Genomic DNA, 16,779 nt, shown 5'->3' with positions numbered 1-16,779 from the left:
CAGCGCGCAAAGCCGCGGCGATCGGTGGATCAACGTTGCATAGCGAAACGAGGGCGCAAGAAGCGGCACGGGTTGCCGCCGTAGATGCCACCGGGCGGGAGCGATCGATGAACGACCGAAAGCGGCGTGACGAGCGCCGAGCGGCCGATGTGCACGCCCATTTGAATCACGCATTTGGAGGTGATCCAGACGCCGTCGTCGATGACGATCGGCGCGACGCGCAAGGCCATCGTCCCCGCGGCGTCGTGCGAGCCTGTCGTCAGGAACGTGCCTTGCGATAGGCAGACATGGGAGCCGATGCGAATCGGCGCCTGGTTGTAGAACCATACGTCGACACCGACCCAGCAGTGATCGCCGATTTCAAGGTTCCAAGGGGCCTTGACGCGCACCGGATGGACGAAGCGGCAACCACGGCCGATTTTCGCGCCGAACGCGCGCAATAGCGCGACGCGCAATGCGGAGCTCGGGTTCAGCTTGTTGTTCACGACGCACGCTTCGAGGACGAACCACAGCGCTTGCACGAATACGCCGCGCTTGGCGACGTAGTTGCCTTTGCCGGCCAGACCGAGGTCGATGACCGGGATGTCGTGCGTAGGACGGTCCATGTCGATTCGTACTGCGAAGCATTAGGCCTGTTGCATCCATGATTATCGTGCGCGGCCGATTGCGAGTCGTATCCGGACGGCAGCGGATGGCGGTGGCCGCCAGTGTTTTGGCGGAGCGCGTGCCATTGCCGGGGCGACGATGACAAGCATGTCAATGCGACTGCGGAGGCGGCCGTGCGTATCGGTTGTCGATGGCGAGATGTCGCGTGCTTCGGCGCAGGGCTCTGCGTCGTCGCAGCGGCGCATGGTCAAGCGCAAGAAAGCGAGCATGGATGGGCGCAGACGGCGACGGCGACGAATCGCGTCGAGACGTTGGGCGGCGATGCGGAAGGACTCCTGGGCGGGCCGGCGCCGCCAGGCGACCTTTACGGCACGGCAGGCAACTCGGCCCGAGCCGCAGAGCGCGTGTTGAGCAACACGCAACGCGTGCCGCGCGGTGGACTGGCCGGCGGCGGCGATGACGGCAACGACCGCGAGCCGCAGCGACCATTGCAACCTGTTCAACGACCGCGCGAAGCGCAGCCCGGCATCGCCGGCGCACAGCCCGCGCGCGATGCGAACAAGAACCGAGCCGACCCCGGCACGCAATCGCCGACGCAATCGGCGCTATCGATTTATCACGGTCCCGGCGACGTCGGCAAAGCCGTGGGGCAGGTTTATCGGATGCCTTGGTAGCCCGGGGCTATTGGGTCAGATGCACGCCCCGGCTCGACGCGGCGACGTCGCCCACCGGGCCAGCGGTCTGCGTCGCTTCAACCTCGGGCGCCGACCTAGCGGGTTCCGCGCCCACAACCAGCCGCCGCTCGAGCCGCTCGATCACCGCGTCGGGAGACAGCTCCCTTACCGCATAGCGTCTGGCGGCCGCGCCAAGTCGTGCGCGCAGCCGCTCATCGCCGATCAATCTCTCGATCGCCCTCGCCAGTGCGACCTCGTCTTCAGGCGGAACCACCAGGCCTCGCCCGCGCAGCATACGATGAAGCTGCGTTCCCTCGCACGCCGTCGCCACGATCGCTCGCCCGCTCGCCATCATGCCCGTCAACTTCGAGGGCATCACGAGATCCGCCGCATCGGCGCGCTGAGGCAAGACGTGAACATCGGCCAGATTCAGCAATTCGTTCAGCCGCTGCGCCGGCTGCAACGCCATCATCGAGCAGTTCGGCAGCCGTGCGCATTGCGCGGCCAACGCCTCGCGCAGCACCCCATCGCCGCAAAACACGAATCGGATATCGGCACGCCCGACGAGCCGCGCCGCAGCCGACACCAGGAACTCGAGCCCCTGCTTCGCGCCCATATTGCCCGCGTATAAGACGACCTTCTCGCCCGCGCCGATCGCCAATTCTTCCCGATACCGGCTCGCCCGCCCCATCGGATGCAACGTCTGCACATCGACCCAATTCGGCAGGCACAGCGCGCGCGCCCGGTCGACACCGAGCGCGATCAACCGCTCCACCATCCGCGGCGAAATCGACGACGCGACGTCGAACCGAGTCAGCATCGCTCGCTCGAACGCATGCGCAAGACGCGCGGCATATCCATTCTTGAGCAACCCAAGCTCGAACGCCGCATCCACTTCAAAATCCTGCACATGCAGCCAAGCGGTCGCGCCCGTCGCGCGTGCAAGCGCCAGTGCGGTGGGCGCACATAAAAGCGTCGGCGCAATCGCCATGACGACCGTGGGGCGCCAGCGCCACTGCGCCAGCATCGGCGCAATCGACGTCAATGCGAACGAAGCCAAATGCACCACGCGCGTCGCGCCGCGCGGATGCGCCGGCACCCAGAGCGGCGCGCGGCGCACGCCCACGCCTTCGCGTGTCTCCCGCGAGTATCGCCACGCCGACCAACCCGGTGCAATGCGCCAAGCCGGGTAGTAAGGCGGCGCGCAAACCACGCGCACCTCGTGGCCCCGGGCGGCCAGCGCCTCCGCCATCTGCGCGGTGTATTTACCGGTGCCGGTCAACTCGGGCGCGTAGTTGAGACCGTAGATGAGCAGCTTCATTGCCGGGCACCGCCCGCCGTCGATGCGGTGCGGCCGCTATCGCCTCCTTCGCGCAGCATCGTCACGCAGCCGCGCTCGATGTTGAGCGCCGCCGAACGCGGGTCGAACCGCGCGATCCGAGCCATGCAGGCGCGAGCCGTACGTTCGACGTCGACGAAAGCGCGCGTGGCTGTCGTCAGCGCGTCGGCGAGCGCATCGACGTCGCCCGCTGGAAACGACAGCCCCGTCTCCCCCTCGACGATCAGCTCCGGAACACAGCCGCAGCGGTCGCTGACCACCGCAGGACACCCATGGCTCAACGCCTCGTTGACCACGAGCCCCCAGGGCTCGCTATGACTCGGCAGCACGAGACAGCTCGCGCCGAAATACTCTTGCGAGAGCGGTTCGTCCTGCAAGCTGCCGATAAAGCGAACGGCATCGGCTATCGTCAGCGCGGCTACCCGTGCCACGAGCGCATCGTGAAGCACGCCCGTGCCGACGATGCGCAACTGCGCGTCAGGCAGCGCGCCACGCGCTTGCTCAAACGCATCGAGCAACGTATCGATCGCTTTCTCCTCCGATAACCGGCCTACATAAAGAAACACCGGCTTGCTCCGTCTGCGCGCATTCAACCGCTCGCCGAGCGCCCGTCCGGCTGCGAACGAACGCGGCAACGCAGCCGCTTGGCAAGGCACGAAAATGCGTTCGCGCTTGGCGCCGAGCGACATCAAATACTCGCGGCTACGCTCGCCGAAGCCGAAGTAGCCGTCGCACAGCGAGAAAAAAATCCGCTTCGGAATCGACGTCATCAACCGGCGCGGACGATCGAGCGCCGTCGAATCGCAAAAAACCGCGCGCCGCTTGCGCGTCACGATGCACGCCGCCAGCATGGCCCAATACTCGGGCCGATGGTAGCCGGGCAATACGACAAGCTCGGACTTGCTGTTGAGCACCTCCGAGGTGAGCCGCACGATCATCTTCCAAGCGGGCACGTCCTCGTAACAGCCGTCGAATAGCTTGCGCATCGGGTAGCGATGGAACGAGTAATCGACGTCGGAAAAGCCGATGCGGTCGGTCTCCGTGTCGGCGATCTGGACCATCGCATAACGGATCGTGCCCGAGGCCGATAGGTTGTAGAGCGCCGAGAACACTGCTCCCTTATGGCGCGACCAGACGACGTTGTGAAAGATCGTCACTGTGCAGGTCATGCTCGCTCATCCATGAGAGGCCGCATCCGGCACGCGCGGCCGAGCGGCGTATTGCGCGTAGGTCGAGCGAATGCCCTCGCTCAGGCCGATCTTCGCGTGCCAGCCCAACCCTGCCAGCCGCGATACATCGAGCAACTTGCGCGGCGTGCCGTCAGGCTTCGAACGGTCGAATACGAGTTCGCCGCGAAACCCCGCCACCGTCGCGACACATTGAGCCAACTCGCGGATCGTCAAATCGGCGCCGATGCCGACGTTGTAAACACCATCGAGGAGATCGTGTTCGACGACGAAACGCGTCGCACTCGCCAGGTCGTCCACGTGCAAAAACTCGCGGCGCGGCTCGCCGGTGCCCCAAACCGTCAGCGTGGCCGCATCGGACACGACGGCCTCGTATGCCTTGCGGATCAGCGCGGGCAACACGTGGGAGCCCGATAGGTCGTAGTTGTCGTTCGGGCCGTATAAGTTGGTCGGCATCAACGCGATATAGCGCGTGCCGTACTGCCGGTTATAGGCTTCGCACAGTTTGAGCCCGGCGATCTTCGCGATGGCATAAGGCTCGTTCGTCGGCTCCAACGGACCGCTCAGAAGCTCCGATTCGCGAATCGGCTGCGCACAGTGCTTGGGGTAAATGCACGACGAGCCGAAGAACACAAGCCGCGTGACGCCGGCCCGATAAGCCGCATCGATCACGTTCGTCTCGATCGCCAAGTTCTCGTAGATAAACGTGGCGGGGCACATCGAATTCGCCAGAATCCCGCCGACGCGCGCGGCGGCCAGCAGCACGATATCGATATGCTCAGCGGCAAAGAACGCGCGTACGGCGCGCTGGTCGGTCAAGTCGAGCGCATCGTGCCCTCGCGTGACGAGATCGGGGTAGCCGTGGGCCTCGAACTCGCGCACGAGCGCCGAGCCCACCATGCCCCGATGACCCGCGACGAAAATGCGTGGCTGCCGGTTCATCGTCGCACGCTCACTCGTGATGCTCGAGCGCCTTGAACCCGGCCATCGTCACGAGAGCGTCGCGCCGTGCGATTTGGTAGTCGGCCAGCGCCATTTCGCGCACGAGCGTCTCAAAGGACGTACGCGGCTGCCATCCGAGCTTCTCGCGTGCCTTCGAGCAATCGCCGAGCAGCGTCTCGACTTCGGTCGGCCTGAAATAGCGCGGATCCACGCGCACGATGACGTCTCCGTTCGAGATGCGCGCCTCCCGGCCGTGCACATGCTCGACGATGCCGACCTCGTCGAGCCCGCTGCCTTCGAATCGAATCTCGATGCCGAGCTCGGCTGCCGCACGCTGCACGAACTCGCGCACGCTGTATTGCTCGCCCGTGGCAATGACGAAATCGTCGGGCGCCTCTTGTTGCAGCATGAGCCACTGCATCTCGACGTAGTCGCGCGCATGCCCCCAGTCGCGCCGCGCCGACAAGTTGCCCAGATACAACTCGCGCTGCAAGCCCACTGCGATCCTCGCCAGGGCTCGCGTGATCTTGCGCGTGACGAACGTCTCGCCCCGCACCGGCGACTCGTGGTTGAACAAAATGCCGTTGCAGGCGTAAATGCCGTGCGCCTCCCGGTAGTTGACGGTGGTCCAATAGGCGAACAGTTTGGCCACCGCGTATGGGCTGCGCGGGTAAAACGGCGTGCTCTCGCGCTGCGGGCTCTCCTGCACGAGGCCGTACAACTCCGACGTCGAGGCTTGGTAAAACCGCGTGCGCCGCTGCCAGCCGAGCATACGAATCGACTCGAGGATGCGCAATGCGCCGAGCCCGTCGGCATTGGCCGTGTACTCGGGCTCGTCGAACGAAACGGCGACATGGCTTTGCGCGGCCAAGTTGTAGATCTCATCGGGCTCGACGAGTTGAATCACGCGCACGAGGCTCGTCGAATCGGTGAGATCGCCATGATGCAGATGCAACTGCCGATCGCCGTCGGCCATCTCGTGCGGATCGTGGTAAAGATGGTCGATGCGATCGGTGTTGAAGAGCGACGTGCGGCGCTTGAGCCCATGCACTTCGTAGCCCTTATCCAGCAGCAACTCGGCTAGGTAGGCACCGTCTTGCCCCGTCACGCCCGTGATCAATGCAACCTTGCGGTTCATGCTCGGATCCTCGCTATGGTTGTTGTCGTCGCTTTCGCGGCTTTCGTCGCTTTCGTCGCTTTCGTCGAACACGGCCAATCACTCCGCAATACTTTCGTAGCCGTAGTAACCGCCTTTATAAGAACCGCCGAGCAGCGGCATGGCCGGAGGCACGTCGGTCAGCAATACGCCTTGCAGATTCACGCCGCCCGTCTCGAGCCGCTTGGCCGTCTCGGCGATCTCGCCAATCGGATGGCGGCCGTAGCGCACGACGAGCAACGTCGTCCCCGCGTGCTTGCCGATCAGCGTCGAATCCGTGACGGCAAGCACGGGCGGCGTATCGATGATGACCAGGTCGTATCCGCGCGCCAGCGTTTGCAAGAGATCGCGGAATCGATCGCTCATCAAGAGCTCCGACGGATGGGCCGGCAGCGAGCCCTTGGTCAAAACGTCGAGACCGGGCAGCAACTCGCGCTGGATCGCACTCTCGAGATCGCCGCCGCGCAGCACATCGGATAAGCCCGGCTGGTGCCGCACGCCGAAATGCGAATGCACTTCGCCGCGGCGCATATCGCCGTCGATCACCAATACGCGCTTGCCCGCCGACGCGACCAGCGCCGCGAGATTGACCGACAGAAACGACTTGCCCGCATCGGGACGCGAGCCCGTCAGCATGACGATGTTGTTCGGCGCCTGATCGAGCGAGCCTTGCAGCGAGGTGCGCAGACTGCGCACGCCTTCCACGGCGATATCCTCGGGCGAATGCGCGGCCAGCACGTGTAGCCCTTGCCGACGCATCACGACGTTCTGTTGAAGGCGTAGTTGCAACCCGCTGCGCGGCACCACCGCGAAGACCGGCACCCCGAGCGCACTTTCGATTTCGTCGGCGCGCTCCACGCCGCCGTATAGCGACTTGCGCACGAAGGCCGCGACGATGCCGAGAACGATCCCGCCGCCGAATGCGATCAGGATCACGATCCCACGCTTGGGCCAGACGGGCTTGTCCGGCACCTCCGCGAAATCCACGACGCGCACATTGCCGATTTGCCCCGCCTTGGCCACGCGCAATTGCTGCGCGCTGTTCAGCATGTTCGTATAGAGCTCGGTATCGACGCGCACATCGCGCAGCAACCGCAACGCCGTCTGTTCGGTATCGGGCAATACGGCCACGCTCTTGGTCATCTGCGCTTGCTCGCTTTTGAGTTGAGCGATTTGCGCATCGAGCGCGGCGACGGCCGGATGGTTCGACGTGAAGCGTTGCGAGAGATCCGCGCGTTGGCGTTGCAGGTCAGCAAGCTTGGTCTTGTTGTCCACCACCTGTTGCAATAGCAGGCGGCTCTCCTCGCTCAAATCGACGGTGCCGTGATTGTTGCGGAACGTGTTGTAGCGCTGTTCGGCCGCGTCCAGTTCGCGTCGCAGCTGCGGCAATTGCTGATCGAGAAAGGCGAGCGTATGTTCCGCTTCCGCCGAACGCCGGTCGACGTCTTGCTGAATGAAGTGCCGCGCAATGCCGTTGACGACGTCGGCCGTCAAGACGGGATTCGCGCCCTGCAACGTGAGCGCGATGACGCCCGATTGCAGCGCGGTCTCTTTCACGCTTAGCGCCTTTTGCAATCGTTCGACGGTGTCGAGCGTGGAAGCGCGCGCCAAGTCGAAGCGCGTGCCGGGGCGCCCCGTCAGTCGATCGACGCGCACCCGCACAGGGCCTGCCGCCGTCGCACCTGTCACGTCCTCGCCGACGCGACCGCTTGCGATCGCGATGCCATCGGGATCGCTCAACGTGAAGGTCCCACCCTCGCCCGCCGTCAACGTGAACGTCTTGCCGAAGAGCGCACTCGGCGTATCCAAGCGCGAAACGTCGATGCGCTCGTTGCCCCAGGCAAAGCCGCCGAGGTTCATGAAGGGATGGACGGTAAAGCCGAACTTGCCGGTGGTCAGCGCCGTAGAAAAGTAGCCGACGATAGGCAGCGTGCGCGGTTGCGCGGCGATATCCAAGCGCAGATCGCGCACGGTGCCTTCGGTGACGAGGCGCGACTTGAGCAACTCGATCTGGGCGGCCGTCGTCGCCTTGGTTTCGAACATTCGCGAGAGCGGCTCGATCTGCTGGCGCAACTCGTTCGCCGCGCCGTTGCCGGCATTCGGGTTCTCCTCGACCTGGATGATCGCGTCGGTCCGATAGACGGGCCTTGCCAGGAACGCGTAGGCCGAGCCGAGCAGCGTCACCGCCAGCGTAATCGTCGCGACGAGCCGCCAGTTCGTCGCAATCGCATGCAAATAATCGGAAAGGCGCAATTCGTCGCCGGGTACGAAATCGTTGTAGCGATGCTCGAAATCGATAGCCATGGTGGTTGCTCGCCTCATAGGCGCGCCGCCCGCTTGCGCAGCGGCGCACGGGTGGATCACTTCGTCACGACGACGCCCGTGATCGCGGCGTTGATCGCCGGCAGGAACAGGTTCAGCACGCGGTTGAACTTCACGAGCGCCCCGTTATCGACATAGACGACGTCCTTCGGCTCGAGCTCGAATTGATTCGCGAGCACCATCGAGACGGGCGAGGTGGCGTCGAGGTGATAGATCTGCGGGTTCGCGCCCGTCGAATCGCGGATCACGAACAACTGCTTCGCCTCGGCCGTCCCGGGATTGAGGCTGCCGGCTTGCGAAAGCGCTTCGGCCAGCGTCAGGCGGCCGTCGCGCATCGGCATGACGGTGGCGGGCTTGTTGACCTCGCCCATGACGTAGACGCCGTTCTCGTCGCGCGAGCCGATATGCACCATGTCGCCCGGCCGCAGCACGATTTCCGCGGGGCTATGTCCCCCTCGCACGAGCTCGGCGAAGCTGATCGGATAGCGCTTGCCGTCCCGAACGAGCGTCACGCGGCTCTGGTCGGCCGCGCCCGTGAAGCCGCCCGCGCGGCCGATCGCCTCCGTCAGCGTCATCGGAATGTCGTTGATCTGCATCGAACCGGGCTTGCCCACGTCGCCGTCGATATAGATTTCCTTCGCCCGGAACGAGGCGACACGCACGGTCACCTCCGGCTTTCTAAAAACCTTGCTGATGCGCGAGACGATCTTGCGCTGGACTTGATCGACGCTGTCGCCCGCGACGTGCACCGAACCCGCATAGGGAAATTGCAGATTGCCCGCCTCGTCGACGACGAAACCGGGCGCCGCGTCGTCGGTGCGTGTCGTCGGCGTCGGCTGCCCGAGCGCGGCGGCCAGCTCAGGATGGTCCCACACCGTGATTTGCAGCACGTCGCCGGGACCGACGCGATAGGGCGTGGGCTTGCCGAACAGCGCTTGCGTTTGATCCGAGATCGGATGCTGCTGCGCCTGTTCGTTCATCGAGCGAATGAGCTTCAGGTTGATATCGGTGATCGGAACCTGCACGCCTTGGCTGGGCTCGGTGCTGTATTCGCCGCCCGATTCGGCCACGACGGGCGGCGTTATCATGCGCTGCCCCGGCACCAAGGAACAGGCAGGAAGCATTGCGATCGTGATAAGGAGTCCTAACGACACCGCTATCGGGGTGCGCGGGTTCGAACCTGACATGACGTCCTCCGTGCAGGCTATGCTTGACGTAGCGCTTTTTAGTACGCGTTGGCGTGAACGAATCCCTTGACGATCGTCGCCGCGATAATCCGCATATCGAGACCGAAGGACCAATGTCCGAGGTAATACAAATCGTGCGCGACGCGCCGCTCCATCTTCTCGATGCGATCGGTTTCGCCGCGGCAGCCGTTGATTTGCGCCCAGCCCGTGATCCCAGGCTTGATGCGATATCGATGGATATAGCCGGCCACGACTTTTCGATAGAGATCGTCGTGTTCGAGCGCATGCGGGCGCGGACCGACAACGGACATGTCGCCGCAGAGCACGTTGAAGAACTGCGGCAGCTCGTCGAGACTCGTGTGCCTCAAGAACGCACCGAGCTTCGTCACGCGCGGGTCATGGCGGACCGCCTGATGCAAAACGCCGGGCGCCTCGGTATGGACGCGCATGGTGCGGAACTTGTACATCGTGAAGACGCGCCCGTCCGCGCCTTTGCGTCTTTGCTTGAACAGCACGGGTCCCGGCGAGGACAGTTTGACGGCTGCGGCGATGACGGCCAGCAGCGGTACGAGTCCGATAAGGGCGCAGGCCGCGAAGGCGCGGTCGAAGACGTCTTTCGCGAGCAATGCACTAGGCGATAGCGGCGAGGCGACGAGATTGATCGCCGGCACGCCGAGCAGATCGATCACGCCGCCGCTGTCGAACAAGGCCAGCGAGCGCACGTCGGGCATGAAGCGGATGTTGACCAAGTCGTCGCGAAACTCCTCGACGATACGAAAAATCGTGCGCTCCTCGGAGAGCGGCAGCACGAGCCAGACCTCGTGTAAATCGCTGCTCCGCACGTAACGCGCAAATGCGTCGAGGTCGTCGAAGCGACGCACGCCGTCGCCCGGCGGTCGACGCAAGCGCACGGTCGCGCGAGGATGGGCATCGAACACGGCCGTCGCGCGAAAGCCCGTGGCAGGCGCGGCCTCGATGCGTTGTACGATCGCCTCGCAATGCTCGCCCGCGCCGACAATGGCGACCCGGTGCAAATTGATTCCGGCGTGACGCAAGCGCGCGAGCACGGCGTGCGCGGCCAATCGATAGCCGATCAGTAGCGCGCCCGCCAGCGCGCTCCAATAGACGAACCACAACCGCGACACGTAGTCGATCTCGCGCAGCGAAAACATTGCCGTCAACGCGCACGCTTGCGCGACCACCCACGCGAGCGCAACCTGGCCCGCGAGCATGCGCTTGGCGCGCCCCCGCCACGAATCGTAGACGCCGAACGCGGGAAATAGAACGAGCACGCAGGCGGCGCTCAATGCGACGAACGGCACGACGAAATCGTGCGGCTCCCCATCGGCGAATCGCACGCGCGACGCCAGTGCCGCACCCAACAAGACGATGCCGGCATCGGACAACCGTGTCATGAAACCCTGTATCTCTCGCATGTGCGTTCTCCGCAACGAAGCGTTGTGCCCGTCGCCCTCGCGCTCAGGGGCCTGCTCTATCGTCGTTACAGCGGCCGTAGTTGTCCTCGAAGCGTACGATGTCGTCCTCGCCCAAATAGGCGCCCGACTGCACTTCGATGATTTCGAGCGGCAACTTGCCCGGATTGCCGAGCCGATGCCGCACGCCGAGCGGGATGAACGTCGATTCGTTCTCGCTCAGCAAAAACTCTTCGTCACCACGTGTGACAAGCGCCGTGCCGCGCACGACGATCCAATGCTCGGCGCGGTGATGGTGCATTTGCAGCGACAGCCGCGCGCCCGGCGCGACGACTATGCGCTTGACTTGAAAGCGATCGCCATGATCGATCGAGTCGTAAAACCCCCACGGACGGCGCACTTTGCGATGGGTCTCGGCCTCGGGCGCATGCTCGGCTTTAATGCGCGCGACAAGTCCTTTGATACGCTGCACGTGAGAGCGGTGAGCGACGAGCACCGCATCGGGCGTTTCGACGACCACGACGTCAGTCGTACCGACACAAGCGACCAGCCGGCTCTCGGCATGCGCGAACGTGCAAACCGCACCCTCGAGTACGACGCGCCCGCGCGCGACGTTGCCGTCGGTGTCTTTGTGCAGGGCATCCCACACCGCATCCCAGGAACCGAGGTCGGACCAGCCCGCTTGCAGCGGCACGACGGCGCCCGCACACGGCGAGTCGGGCGCGCCGATCCGCTCCATCACCGCATAGTCGATGGAATCGGCCGGGGCCCGCGCGAATGCGTCGGGCTCCGGTTCGAAGCGCGCATCGCGCCTCGCGCCTCGCGCGACGGCGGCCAGACAAGCTGCGTGCATCTCGGGCCGAACGCGTCGCAGCGCGTCGAGCCAGACCGATGCGCGCAGCACGAAGATGCCGCTATTCCACCAGTAACCGCCGTTCGCGACATACTGCGCGGCAAGCTCGGCAGGCGGCTTTTCGACGAAGCGATCGATCCGGTGTGTGCCGTCGCCGAGCGCGTCGCCGATACGGATATAGCCGAAGCCGGTATCGGCGCGCGTCGGCGGCACGCCGAGCGCCGCGATCTCGCCTTGCTCGGCATGCTGCGCCGCCAATGCGATCGCGCGCTGCAACGCGGGCACGTCGGCAATCGCGTGATCGGCGGGCATGACGACGAGGATCGCATCGCGGTCGCACTCGCACGTGAGCGCCGCGGCCAGCGTCAGAGCGGGCGCCGTGTCGCGACGGGCGGGCTCGACGATCAAACGCGGCGTCACGCCGGCGGCGCGTAGCTGTTCCGCGATAATGAAGCCATGCTCGTCGCCGCACACGACGAGCGGCGCATCGGCCACGTCCCATCCCGGCGCGAAACCGTCCATGCGATGCGCGGTCGCTTGCAGCAAGGTGTCGGCACCGACGATATCGATGAGCTGCTTCGGATAGTGCTCGCGCGACATCGGCCACAACCGCGTCCCGGCCCCGCCCGCCAGGACGACGGGAACCAGCCGCCGGCACGGCGTGTGCGCCCGACTCGATACCTCGCCCATGGCGACGGCGGCGGGCGGCGGCATAGTGGGTGCCGCGCCGGCGCGCTCGTATCGTCGCAGCTCGAATCGCATCGCGGTGCTCCCCGTTTAACCGCCGTTCCCGCGGCGGCTTTGCGAGCGAAACTCCGTCGGCGAAATCATCATCCGTTTGCGGAAGATCTTCGCGAGCCGATCGCCGTTACCCATTCCGCTGCGGCGTGCGATTTTGTCGACGGGCAGCTCCGAATCGATCAGCAGGCTGCAAGTGATGGCCAGACGCGCTTGCAATAAATAGTCCGACGGCGTCATGCCGAGTTCGAGCTTGAAACGCCGCAAGAAATTGCGCTCGCTCATGGCGGCCACTTGCGCGGCATCGGCAATCGAAATCGGCCGCTCGCAGTTGTCTTGGATCCAGCGCGCGGCCGAGCGGATCTTGTCGCCCGCGCTGGCTGCGCAGCCGTCGCCGAGGAGCGGCACGAGTCGCGCGCTCGATCCAGGCATCAAGCGCTCGGCCACCGCCCGCGCGAGCTCGAGACCGAGATCGCGCTTGACCATCGTCAAGGCGCCCTTCATCGGCTCGAGCCGCTCATCCATGTCGAGCGATTCTTCCTCGCGCGCCGCTTGCCGCAGATACGAGCCGAAGTGATAGACCTTGTCGATTGCGCCGATTCCGGCTGCGTCGAGCAACAAGCTGCCCTCGCCGATCGAGCGGATATTGGCCGTCTTCGTCTGCACGTGCCGGAGCCAGCCGATCAACCGCTCGTCTGCCGCCGCCGCACGCGCCCCCTTGCCGCCGGCGATAAACAACGCATCGAAGCCGGTGTAGTGGCGAGCGTCTAGGCCGTCGGTCCATACGCGTACGGACGAGGAGCAGCGCACGTTGCCGCCTTCGGCCGACAGAAAAGCGATGTCGTAGACCTGCAAATGATGCGGACTCGTACAGGCCAACTCATTCGCCACATGAAAGACTTCGGCGACGAGGCCGGTGCCGAGCAGCGAAAAGCCGTCGAACAAGACGATCGCGATACGCCGGCTGGCGCTCGGGGCGTTTTGCGCGCTGGCGCGCCACCAACCTGTTAGTGCGGGTTCGGTACTCGCGTAAGGCATGACATTTCCCTCACGAATCATCGCCGGCATGGCCCGGATCCCCTCGTAGTGCAGTGCATCGTAGACAGTGCCAGGACGCAGCGTGGATCGCGTGACGTAATTCGGCGACATCTTGTCGGATAGGCTCCGGCGGATACCGCCTAGCGATTTATCCGATCTCGACAGACCATCTCGCATGTCTAGGCGAATCGGACAAATCGCCCGGATAGCCGTTTCAATTGCCCAGCATTTAGCCGAAAAACGCCACGCCGTCCCGGCAAAAGCCATGCCGAACGACGCGCGCTTTCGACGCTTAAGGTCCCCGATGTTGTTTTGTGCGGCCGGGATGTTACGTGAAGACGCCGGCTTCGATTGAGCCGATCGAGCGAGGTGCACGGCAACTGCGCACCGATACTATCTGGATGCGACGCGCACGCACCAAGCGGACCCGAAGCGTGCGCAAACGCATAAGGAGACGATAAAGGTTGCGTTTGGATCGCTGTGTTGTTGAGACCACATTGGCAACCATACCGGTGCCGATCGGCACGCCGTCGCATTGCTCGTTTCGCTTTTCCGATCGTCGAAAAAATCATTGAAATCTTTGCATCGCATGTTTCATTCGTGATTCATTCGGCTCGATTGAAAATCGCAATCAATGCGTCATTGCATTTCCAATCGTTCGTATTTCGATTTTTCGTCCGATGGTCATTCGAGAACGGACGGTGCCGCCCTTACGCAGCGCAGCATGACCTCGCCGCAACGGTACGCTCGCGCTTGCAGACGCCGCCGTGGGGTCCCTTCCGGCCTTCGCGGATACGGTTCGATACGCGCGACGAAGCGGTAATGGTTACCCCTAGCGCCTATCCGAATACGTCGGTCGATATGACGTATGGCGCATGCTGGCGCGTTGCGGCGCACTACACGTGCGTACTAATCCGCCACCGCACGTTGCGCAAATCGACTAGATCGAATGCTCCTAAAACGGCGGCAAAGCTTGTAGTCTCTCGGCAGCGATTCGTGTGAAATCAGGCTTTCGTCCGACCTAACGTGCCGGCGCAGAACCCTATTCTTCGCACGAGACTCCGACCGTTCGCTCTCGCGATCCGGCGCCGACCGATCGCGCCGACAGGCGCGGGCGCAACGCGCAATGTCCCCATTGACCTCGCCCTCGGCGAAACCACGCGCATCGCGCTCGTCGATGCGCGGCGCCGCGCTTTGCCTGCGCGAAGCATCGGCGCACCGAACACGATACGACGATCGATGACGCATTATTTGCCCACCCGCGCGCGCCGCGCCTACCTGCATCGCTGCGCGGCTGCCGCCGCGCTCTCGCTGTTGACCGCCTGCGGCGGCTCGGGCGGAAGCGCCGGACCCTCATCCAACGCCGCAAGCAGCACCAATTCCGCGTCGAGCGGCGGCAATGTGCAAGGCGCGACGCCCGCCGGCCAATCGCGTACCGTCACGCCGATCGTAGCGGCGGGCGGCCAGGCGCTCAGTTGCGGCCAACCGTCGGCGCCGGTGAACGCGGCCGGCACGGGGCCCACGATCGAGGCCGATACGCCCGGCAGCGACGGCACCCGCACATTCGCGCTCGGCAGCGCGTTCAATCTCGCCATCACGACTCGCGCCGCAAGCGGCGACACAGTATCTTGGCAAGTGCTCGACGATTGGAACGTCGTACGCGCAAGCGGGCATTTCGCCGTGAACGCCGGCGCGCAAACCGTGACGCTGAGCTGTACGTCGACGCTTGCCGGTTACTTCTCGGTGGCGGCGTCGCTCGTGACGTCCGCGAACGCCCTGCCCTCGCTCGGCACGCGCCCGAGCGGCATCGCGACGTTCGGCGTACGCCCCGACGTGTCGGCCTCGCTACCGGCGCCCGTCTACGCCCGCGAAGATCAGCATCGCTTCGGCGGCCAGGGCACCGACTATTTGCAGCCGGGCCAAACCTGTTGCAGCGGCGACGGCTATCGGCCGCTCGACACCGATCTCGGCTTGTCGTGGGCCAACGACACGCGCAGTTGGTACGTCGAAGAACCGAACGGACCGAATACGTTCGTTCCCGGCACGAACACGCTTGCGCCGTACTTGAAGGCGGGCGACATCATGCGGCTGATTCAGCTCGACGGCATTCCGGGCTGGGCCAGCCCCACGGGTGCGCAAACCGAGGGCTACGCCCCCGCCTCGGAATCGGCCTTCCAAAACTATGCGAGCCGTGTCGGGACCGATTCGGCGCAGATCCGCGCCGCCTACTTCCCGAATCAGGCGAACGACTACTACCAGATCACTTGGGAGCCGGACGGCGGCGGTCCGACGCAATGGCTCGACACGGACGCGAATCTCGTCGCCATGTATCAAGCCGCCTACAACGGCCTGCATTCGACCGATCCGAATGCCGTGGTGATGGGCGTGACGGCGGCGATGGTGCGCTCGAACACCGCGTGGCTCAAGCGGCTCGCACCGCTCGGCATCGCGCAGTATCTCGACGGTTTGACGATACACGGGTACTACGATGCCGGCACCTCGCCTTCGCATCCGCCCGAGCGCCTAGCGACCGATCCCGATCCGGCGACGGCCGCGAACGCGTTGCCGGCATCGATGCGCGAATTGCGCGGCACGATGACGAGCCTGCTTCATCCCGGCGCGAAGCTGTTCGTGACGGAAACGGGGATCAGCTACGACCAAGGGACCGCGTACGGCCCGAGTTATCCGACGCCGAATGTCCTGTTCGCGCACGGTGCGGTCGTCGCACGCACGCACCTGATCTTGCTCGGCGAAGGCGCCGATATGAGCTACATCTTCTATTCGTCGGACACACCCGATTCGCCGCCCGGGTACGGCATGTTCTTCGATCTGAACGATGCGAACGGCACCTATGGCGCAAGCAATATCAGCCCGAAGCCGGCGGCCATGGAAGTCGCGGCCATGACGCGTATCCTCGACGGTACGCGCACGCTCGGCTATCTGAACGGGGTGCCGGCCGGCGTCTACGGCTACGCGTTTCAAAGACTCGGCGGCGGCCAGATCGTGACCGCGCTCTGGACTCACGACAACGCGCATTGGAACACGACGTCGGGCTTCAGCACGACCTATAGCGTGCCGTATACGCTGCAAGTCGACAGCGCCGGGACCTCCGGGCAAGTCACGGTGCTCGATGCGATGGGCAATGCCGCCGCCATGCCGTACTCCAACGGCCAGGTCGCGCTGACACTGACCGAATCGCCAATCTACGTCGTGTCCGTCAATGCAACGGCGATGAAAGCGAACGTGACCGTACCGGCAGGCTACGTCGGCCCGTGACGAGACGCCCCTGAGCGGAACGCAAAGG

At 64.6% G+C, this 16,779-nt stretch carries 12 protein-coding genes; 2 read left to right on the top strand and 10 right to left on the bottom strand.

The genetic code is table 11. The features are described 5' to 3' along the window. Positions 1-29 precede the first annotated feature (29 nt). Complete coding sequence (locus AB1286_RS16375; RefSeq protein WP_430364250.1) at positions 30-605, bottom strand: putative colanic acid biosynthesis acetyltransferase; 576 nt, start codon at positions 603-605, stop codon at positions 30-32. 174 nt (positions 606-779) lie between these two features. On the opposite strand from AB1286_RS16375, the gene AB1286_RS16370 reads away from it, so the two are divergent. Further along, the gene (locus AB1286_RS16370; protein WP_430364249.1) at positions 780-1,280 is read left to right on the top strand and encodes a hypothetical protein; all 501 of its coding nucleotides are present in this window, start codon (positions 780-782) and stop codon (positions 1,278-1,280) included. Positions 1,281-1,287: 7 nt separating this feature from the next. Here AB1286_RS16370 and AB1286_RS16365 read toward each other — a convergent pair whose 3' ends face one another. The 9 genes from AB1286_RS16365 to AB1286_RS16325 all read right to left on the bottom strand — a co-directional run bounded on the left by AB1286_RS16365 (position 1,288) and on the right by AB1286_RS16325 (position 13,475). Beyond that, complete coding sequence (locus tag AB1286_RS16365) at positions 1,288-2,601, bottom strand: glycosyltransferase WbuB (protein ID WP_430364248.1); 1,314 nt, start codon at positions 2,599-2,601, stop codon at positions 1,288-1,290. Further along, positions 2,598-3,788 carry a glycosyltransferase family 4 protein gene (locus AB1286_RS16360; protein WP_430364247.1) on the bottom strand — a complete coding sequence of 397 codons (1,191 nt, stop codon included), beginning with the start codon at positions 3,786-3,788 and terminating at the stop codon, positions 2,598-2,600. Before AB1286_RS16360 ends, AB1286_RS16365 begins: the two co-directional genes overlap by 4 nt. Positions 3,789-3,794: 6 nt before the next feature. After that, positions 3,795-4,748, bottom strand: coding sequence for a GDP-L-fucose synthase family protein (locus AB1286_RS16355; RefSeq protein WP_430364246.1), 954 nt, complete (start codon positions 4,746-4,748; stop codon positions 3,795-3,797). A gap of 10 nt (positions 4,749-4,758) precedes the next feature. Continuing rightward, positions 4,759-5,886, bottom strand: coding sequence for a GDP-mannose 4,6-dehydratase (gmd, locus tag AB1286_RS16350; RefSeq protein WP_430365094.1), 1,128 nt, complete (start codon positions 5,884-5,886; stop codon positions 4,759-4,761). A gap of 78 nt (positions 5,887-5,964) precedes the next feature. Next, positions 5,965-8,208, bottom strand: coding sequence for a polysaccharide biosynthesis tyrosine autokinase (locus AB1286_RS16345; protein WP_430364245.1), 2,244 nt, complete (start codon positions 8,206-8,208; stop codon positions 5,965-5,967). 56 nt (positions 8,209-8,264) lie between these two features. Then, positions 8,265-9,413: a polysaccharide biosynthesis/export family protein gene (locus AB1286_RS16340; protein ID WP_430364244.1), complete on the bottom strand. Its 1,149-nt coding sequence runs from the start codon at positions 9,411-9,413 to the stop codon at positions 8,265-8,267. A gap of 38 nt (positions 9,414-9,451) precedes the next feature. Beyond that, positions 9,452-10,849: an undecaprenyl-phosphate glucose phosphotransferase gene (locus tag AB1286_RS16335; protein ID WP_430364243.1), complete on the bottom strand. Its 1,398-nt coding sequence runs from the start codon at positions 10,847-10,849 to the stop codon at positions 9,452-9,454. Between the two features lie 43 nt (positions 10,850-10,892). Then, positions 10,893-12,413, bottom strand: coding sequence for a mannose-1-phosphate guanylyltransferase/mannose-6-phosphate isomerase (locus AB1286_RS16330; RefSeq protein WP_430365093.1), 1,521 nt, complete (start codon positions 12,411-12,413; stop codon positions 10,893-10,895). 63 nt (positions 12,414-12,476) lie between these two features. Further along, positions 12,477-13,475 (bottom strand): GlxA family transcriptional regulator, encoded by a 999-nt coding sequence (locus tag AB1286_RS16325; RefSeq protein WP_430365092.1) that lies wholly within the window; start codon positions 13,473-13,475, stop codon positions 12,477-12,479. Positions 13,476-14,714: 1,239 nt separating this feature from the next. Here AB1286_RS16325 and AB1286_RS16320 point away from each other — a divergent pair. Then, positions 14,715-16,751, top strand: coding sequence for a hypothetical protein (locus AB1286_RS16320; RefSeq protein ID WP_430364242.1), 2,037 nt, complete (start codon positions 14,715-14,717; stop codon positions 16,749-16,751). Positions 16,752-16,779 lie beyond the last annotated feature (28 nt).

Source organism: Trinickia sp. NRRL B-1857 (genome assembly GCF_050470685.1).
Lineage (GTDB): Bacteria > Pseudomonadota > Gammaproteobacteria > Burkholderiales > Burkholderiaceae > Trinickia.
Note: the sequence above shows the minus strand (reverse complement) of the source record. Positions and strands in the feature narration are given on the sequence as shown.

Excerpts from the sequence above, each read along its gene's own strand:
- AB1286_RS16355 (WP_430364246.1), bottom strand. The coding sequence starts at position 4,748 with ATGAACCGGCAGCCACGCATTTTCGTCGCGGGTCATCGGGGCATGGTG.
- AB1286_RS16365 (WP_430364248.1), bottom strand. The coding sequence starts at position 2,601 with ATGAAGCTGCTCATCTACGGTCTCAACTACGCGCCCGAGTTGACCGGC.
- AB1286_RS16360 (WP_430364247.1), bottom strand. The coding sequence starts at position 3,788 with ATGACCTGCACAGTGACGATCTTTCACAACGTCGTCTGGTCGCGCCAT.
- AB1286_RS16325 (WP_430365092.1), bottom strand. The coding sequence starts at position 13,475 with ATGCCTTACGCGAGTACCGAACCCGCACTAACAGGTTGGTGGCGCGCC.
- AB1286_RS16340 (WP_430364244.1), bottom strand. The coding sequence starts at position 9,413 with ATGTCAGGTTCGAACCCGCGCACCCCGATAGCGGTGTCGTTAGGACTC.
- gmd (WP_430365094.1), bottom strand. The coding sequence starts at position 5,886 with ATGAACCGCAAGGTTGCATTGATCACGGGCGTGACGGGGCAAGACGGT.
- AB1286_RS16375 (WP_430364250.1), bottom strand. The coding sequence starts at position 605 with ATGGACCGTCCTACGCACGACATCCCGGTCATCGACCTCGGTCTGGCC.
- AB1286_RS16330 (WP_430365093.1), bottom strand. The coding sequence starts at position 12,413 with ATGCCGCCGCCCGCCGCCGTCGCCATGGGCGAGGTATCGAGTCGGGCG.
- AB1286_RS16335 (WP_430364243.1), bottom strand. The coding sequence starts at position 10,849 with ATGCGAGAGATACAGGGTTTCATGACACGGTTGTCCGATGCCGGCATC.
- AB1286_RS16320 (WP_430364242.1), top strand. The coding sequence starts at position 14,715 with ATGACGCATTATTTGCCCACCCGCGCGCGCCGCGCCTACCTGCATCGC.
- AB1286_RS16345 (WP_430364245.1), bottom strand. The coding sequence starts at position 8,208 with ATGGCTATCGATTTCGAGCATCGCTACAACGATTTCGTACCCGGCGAC.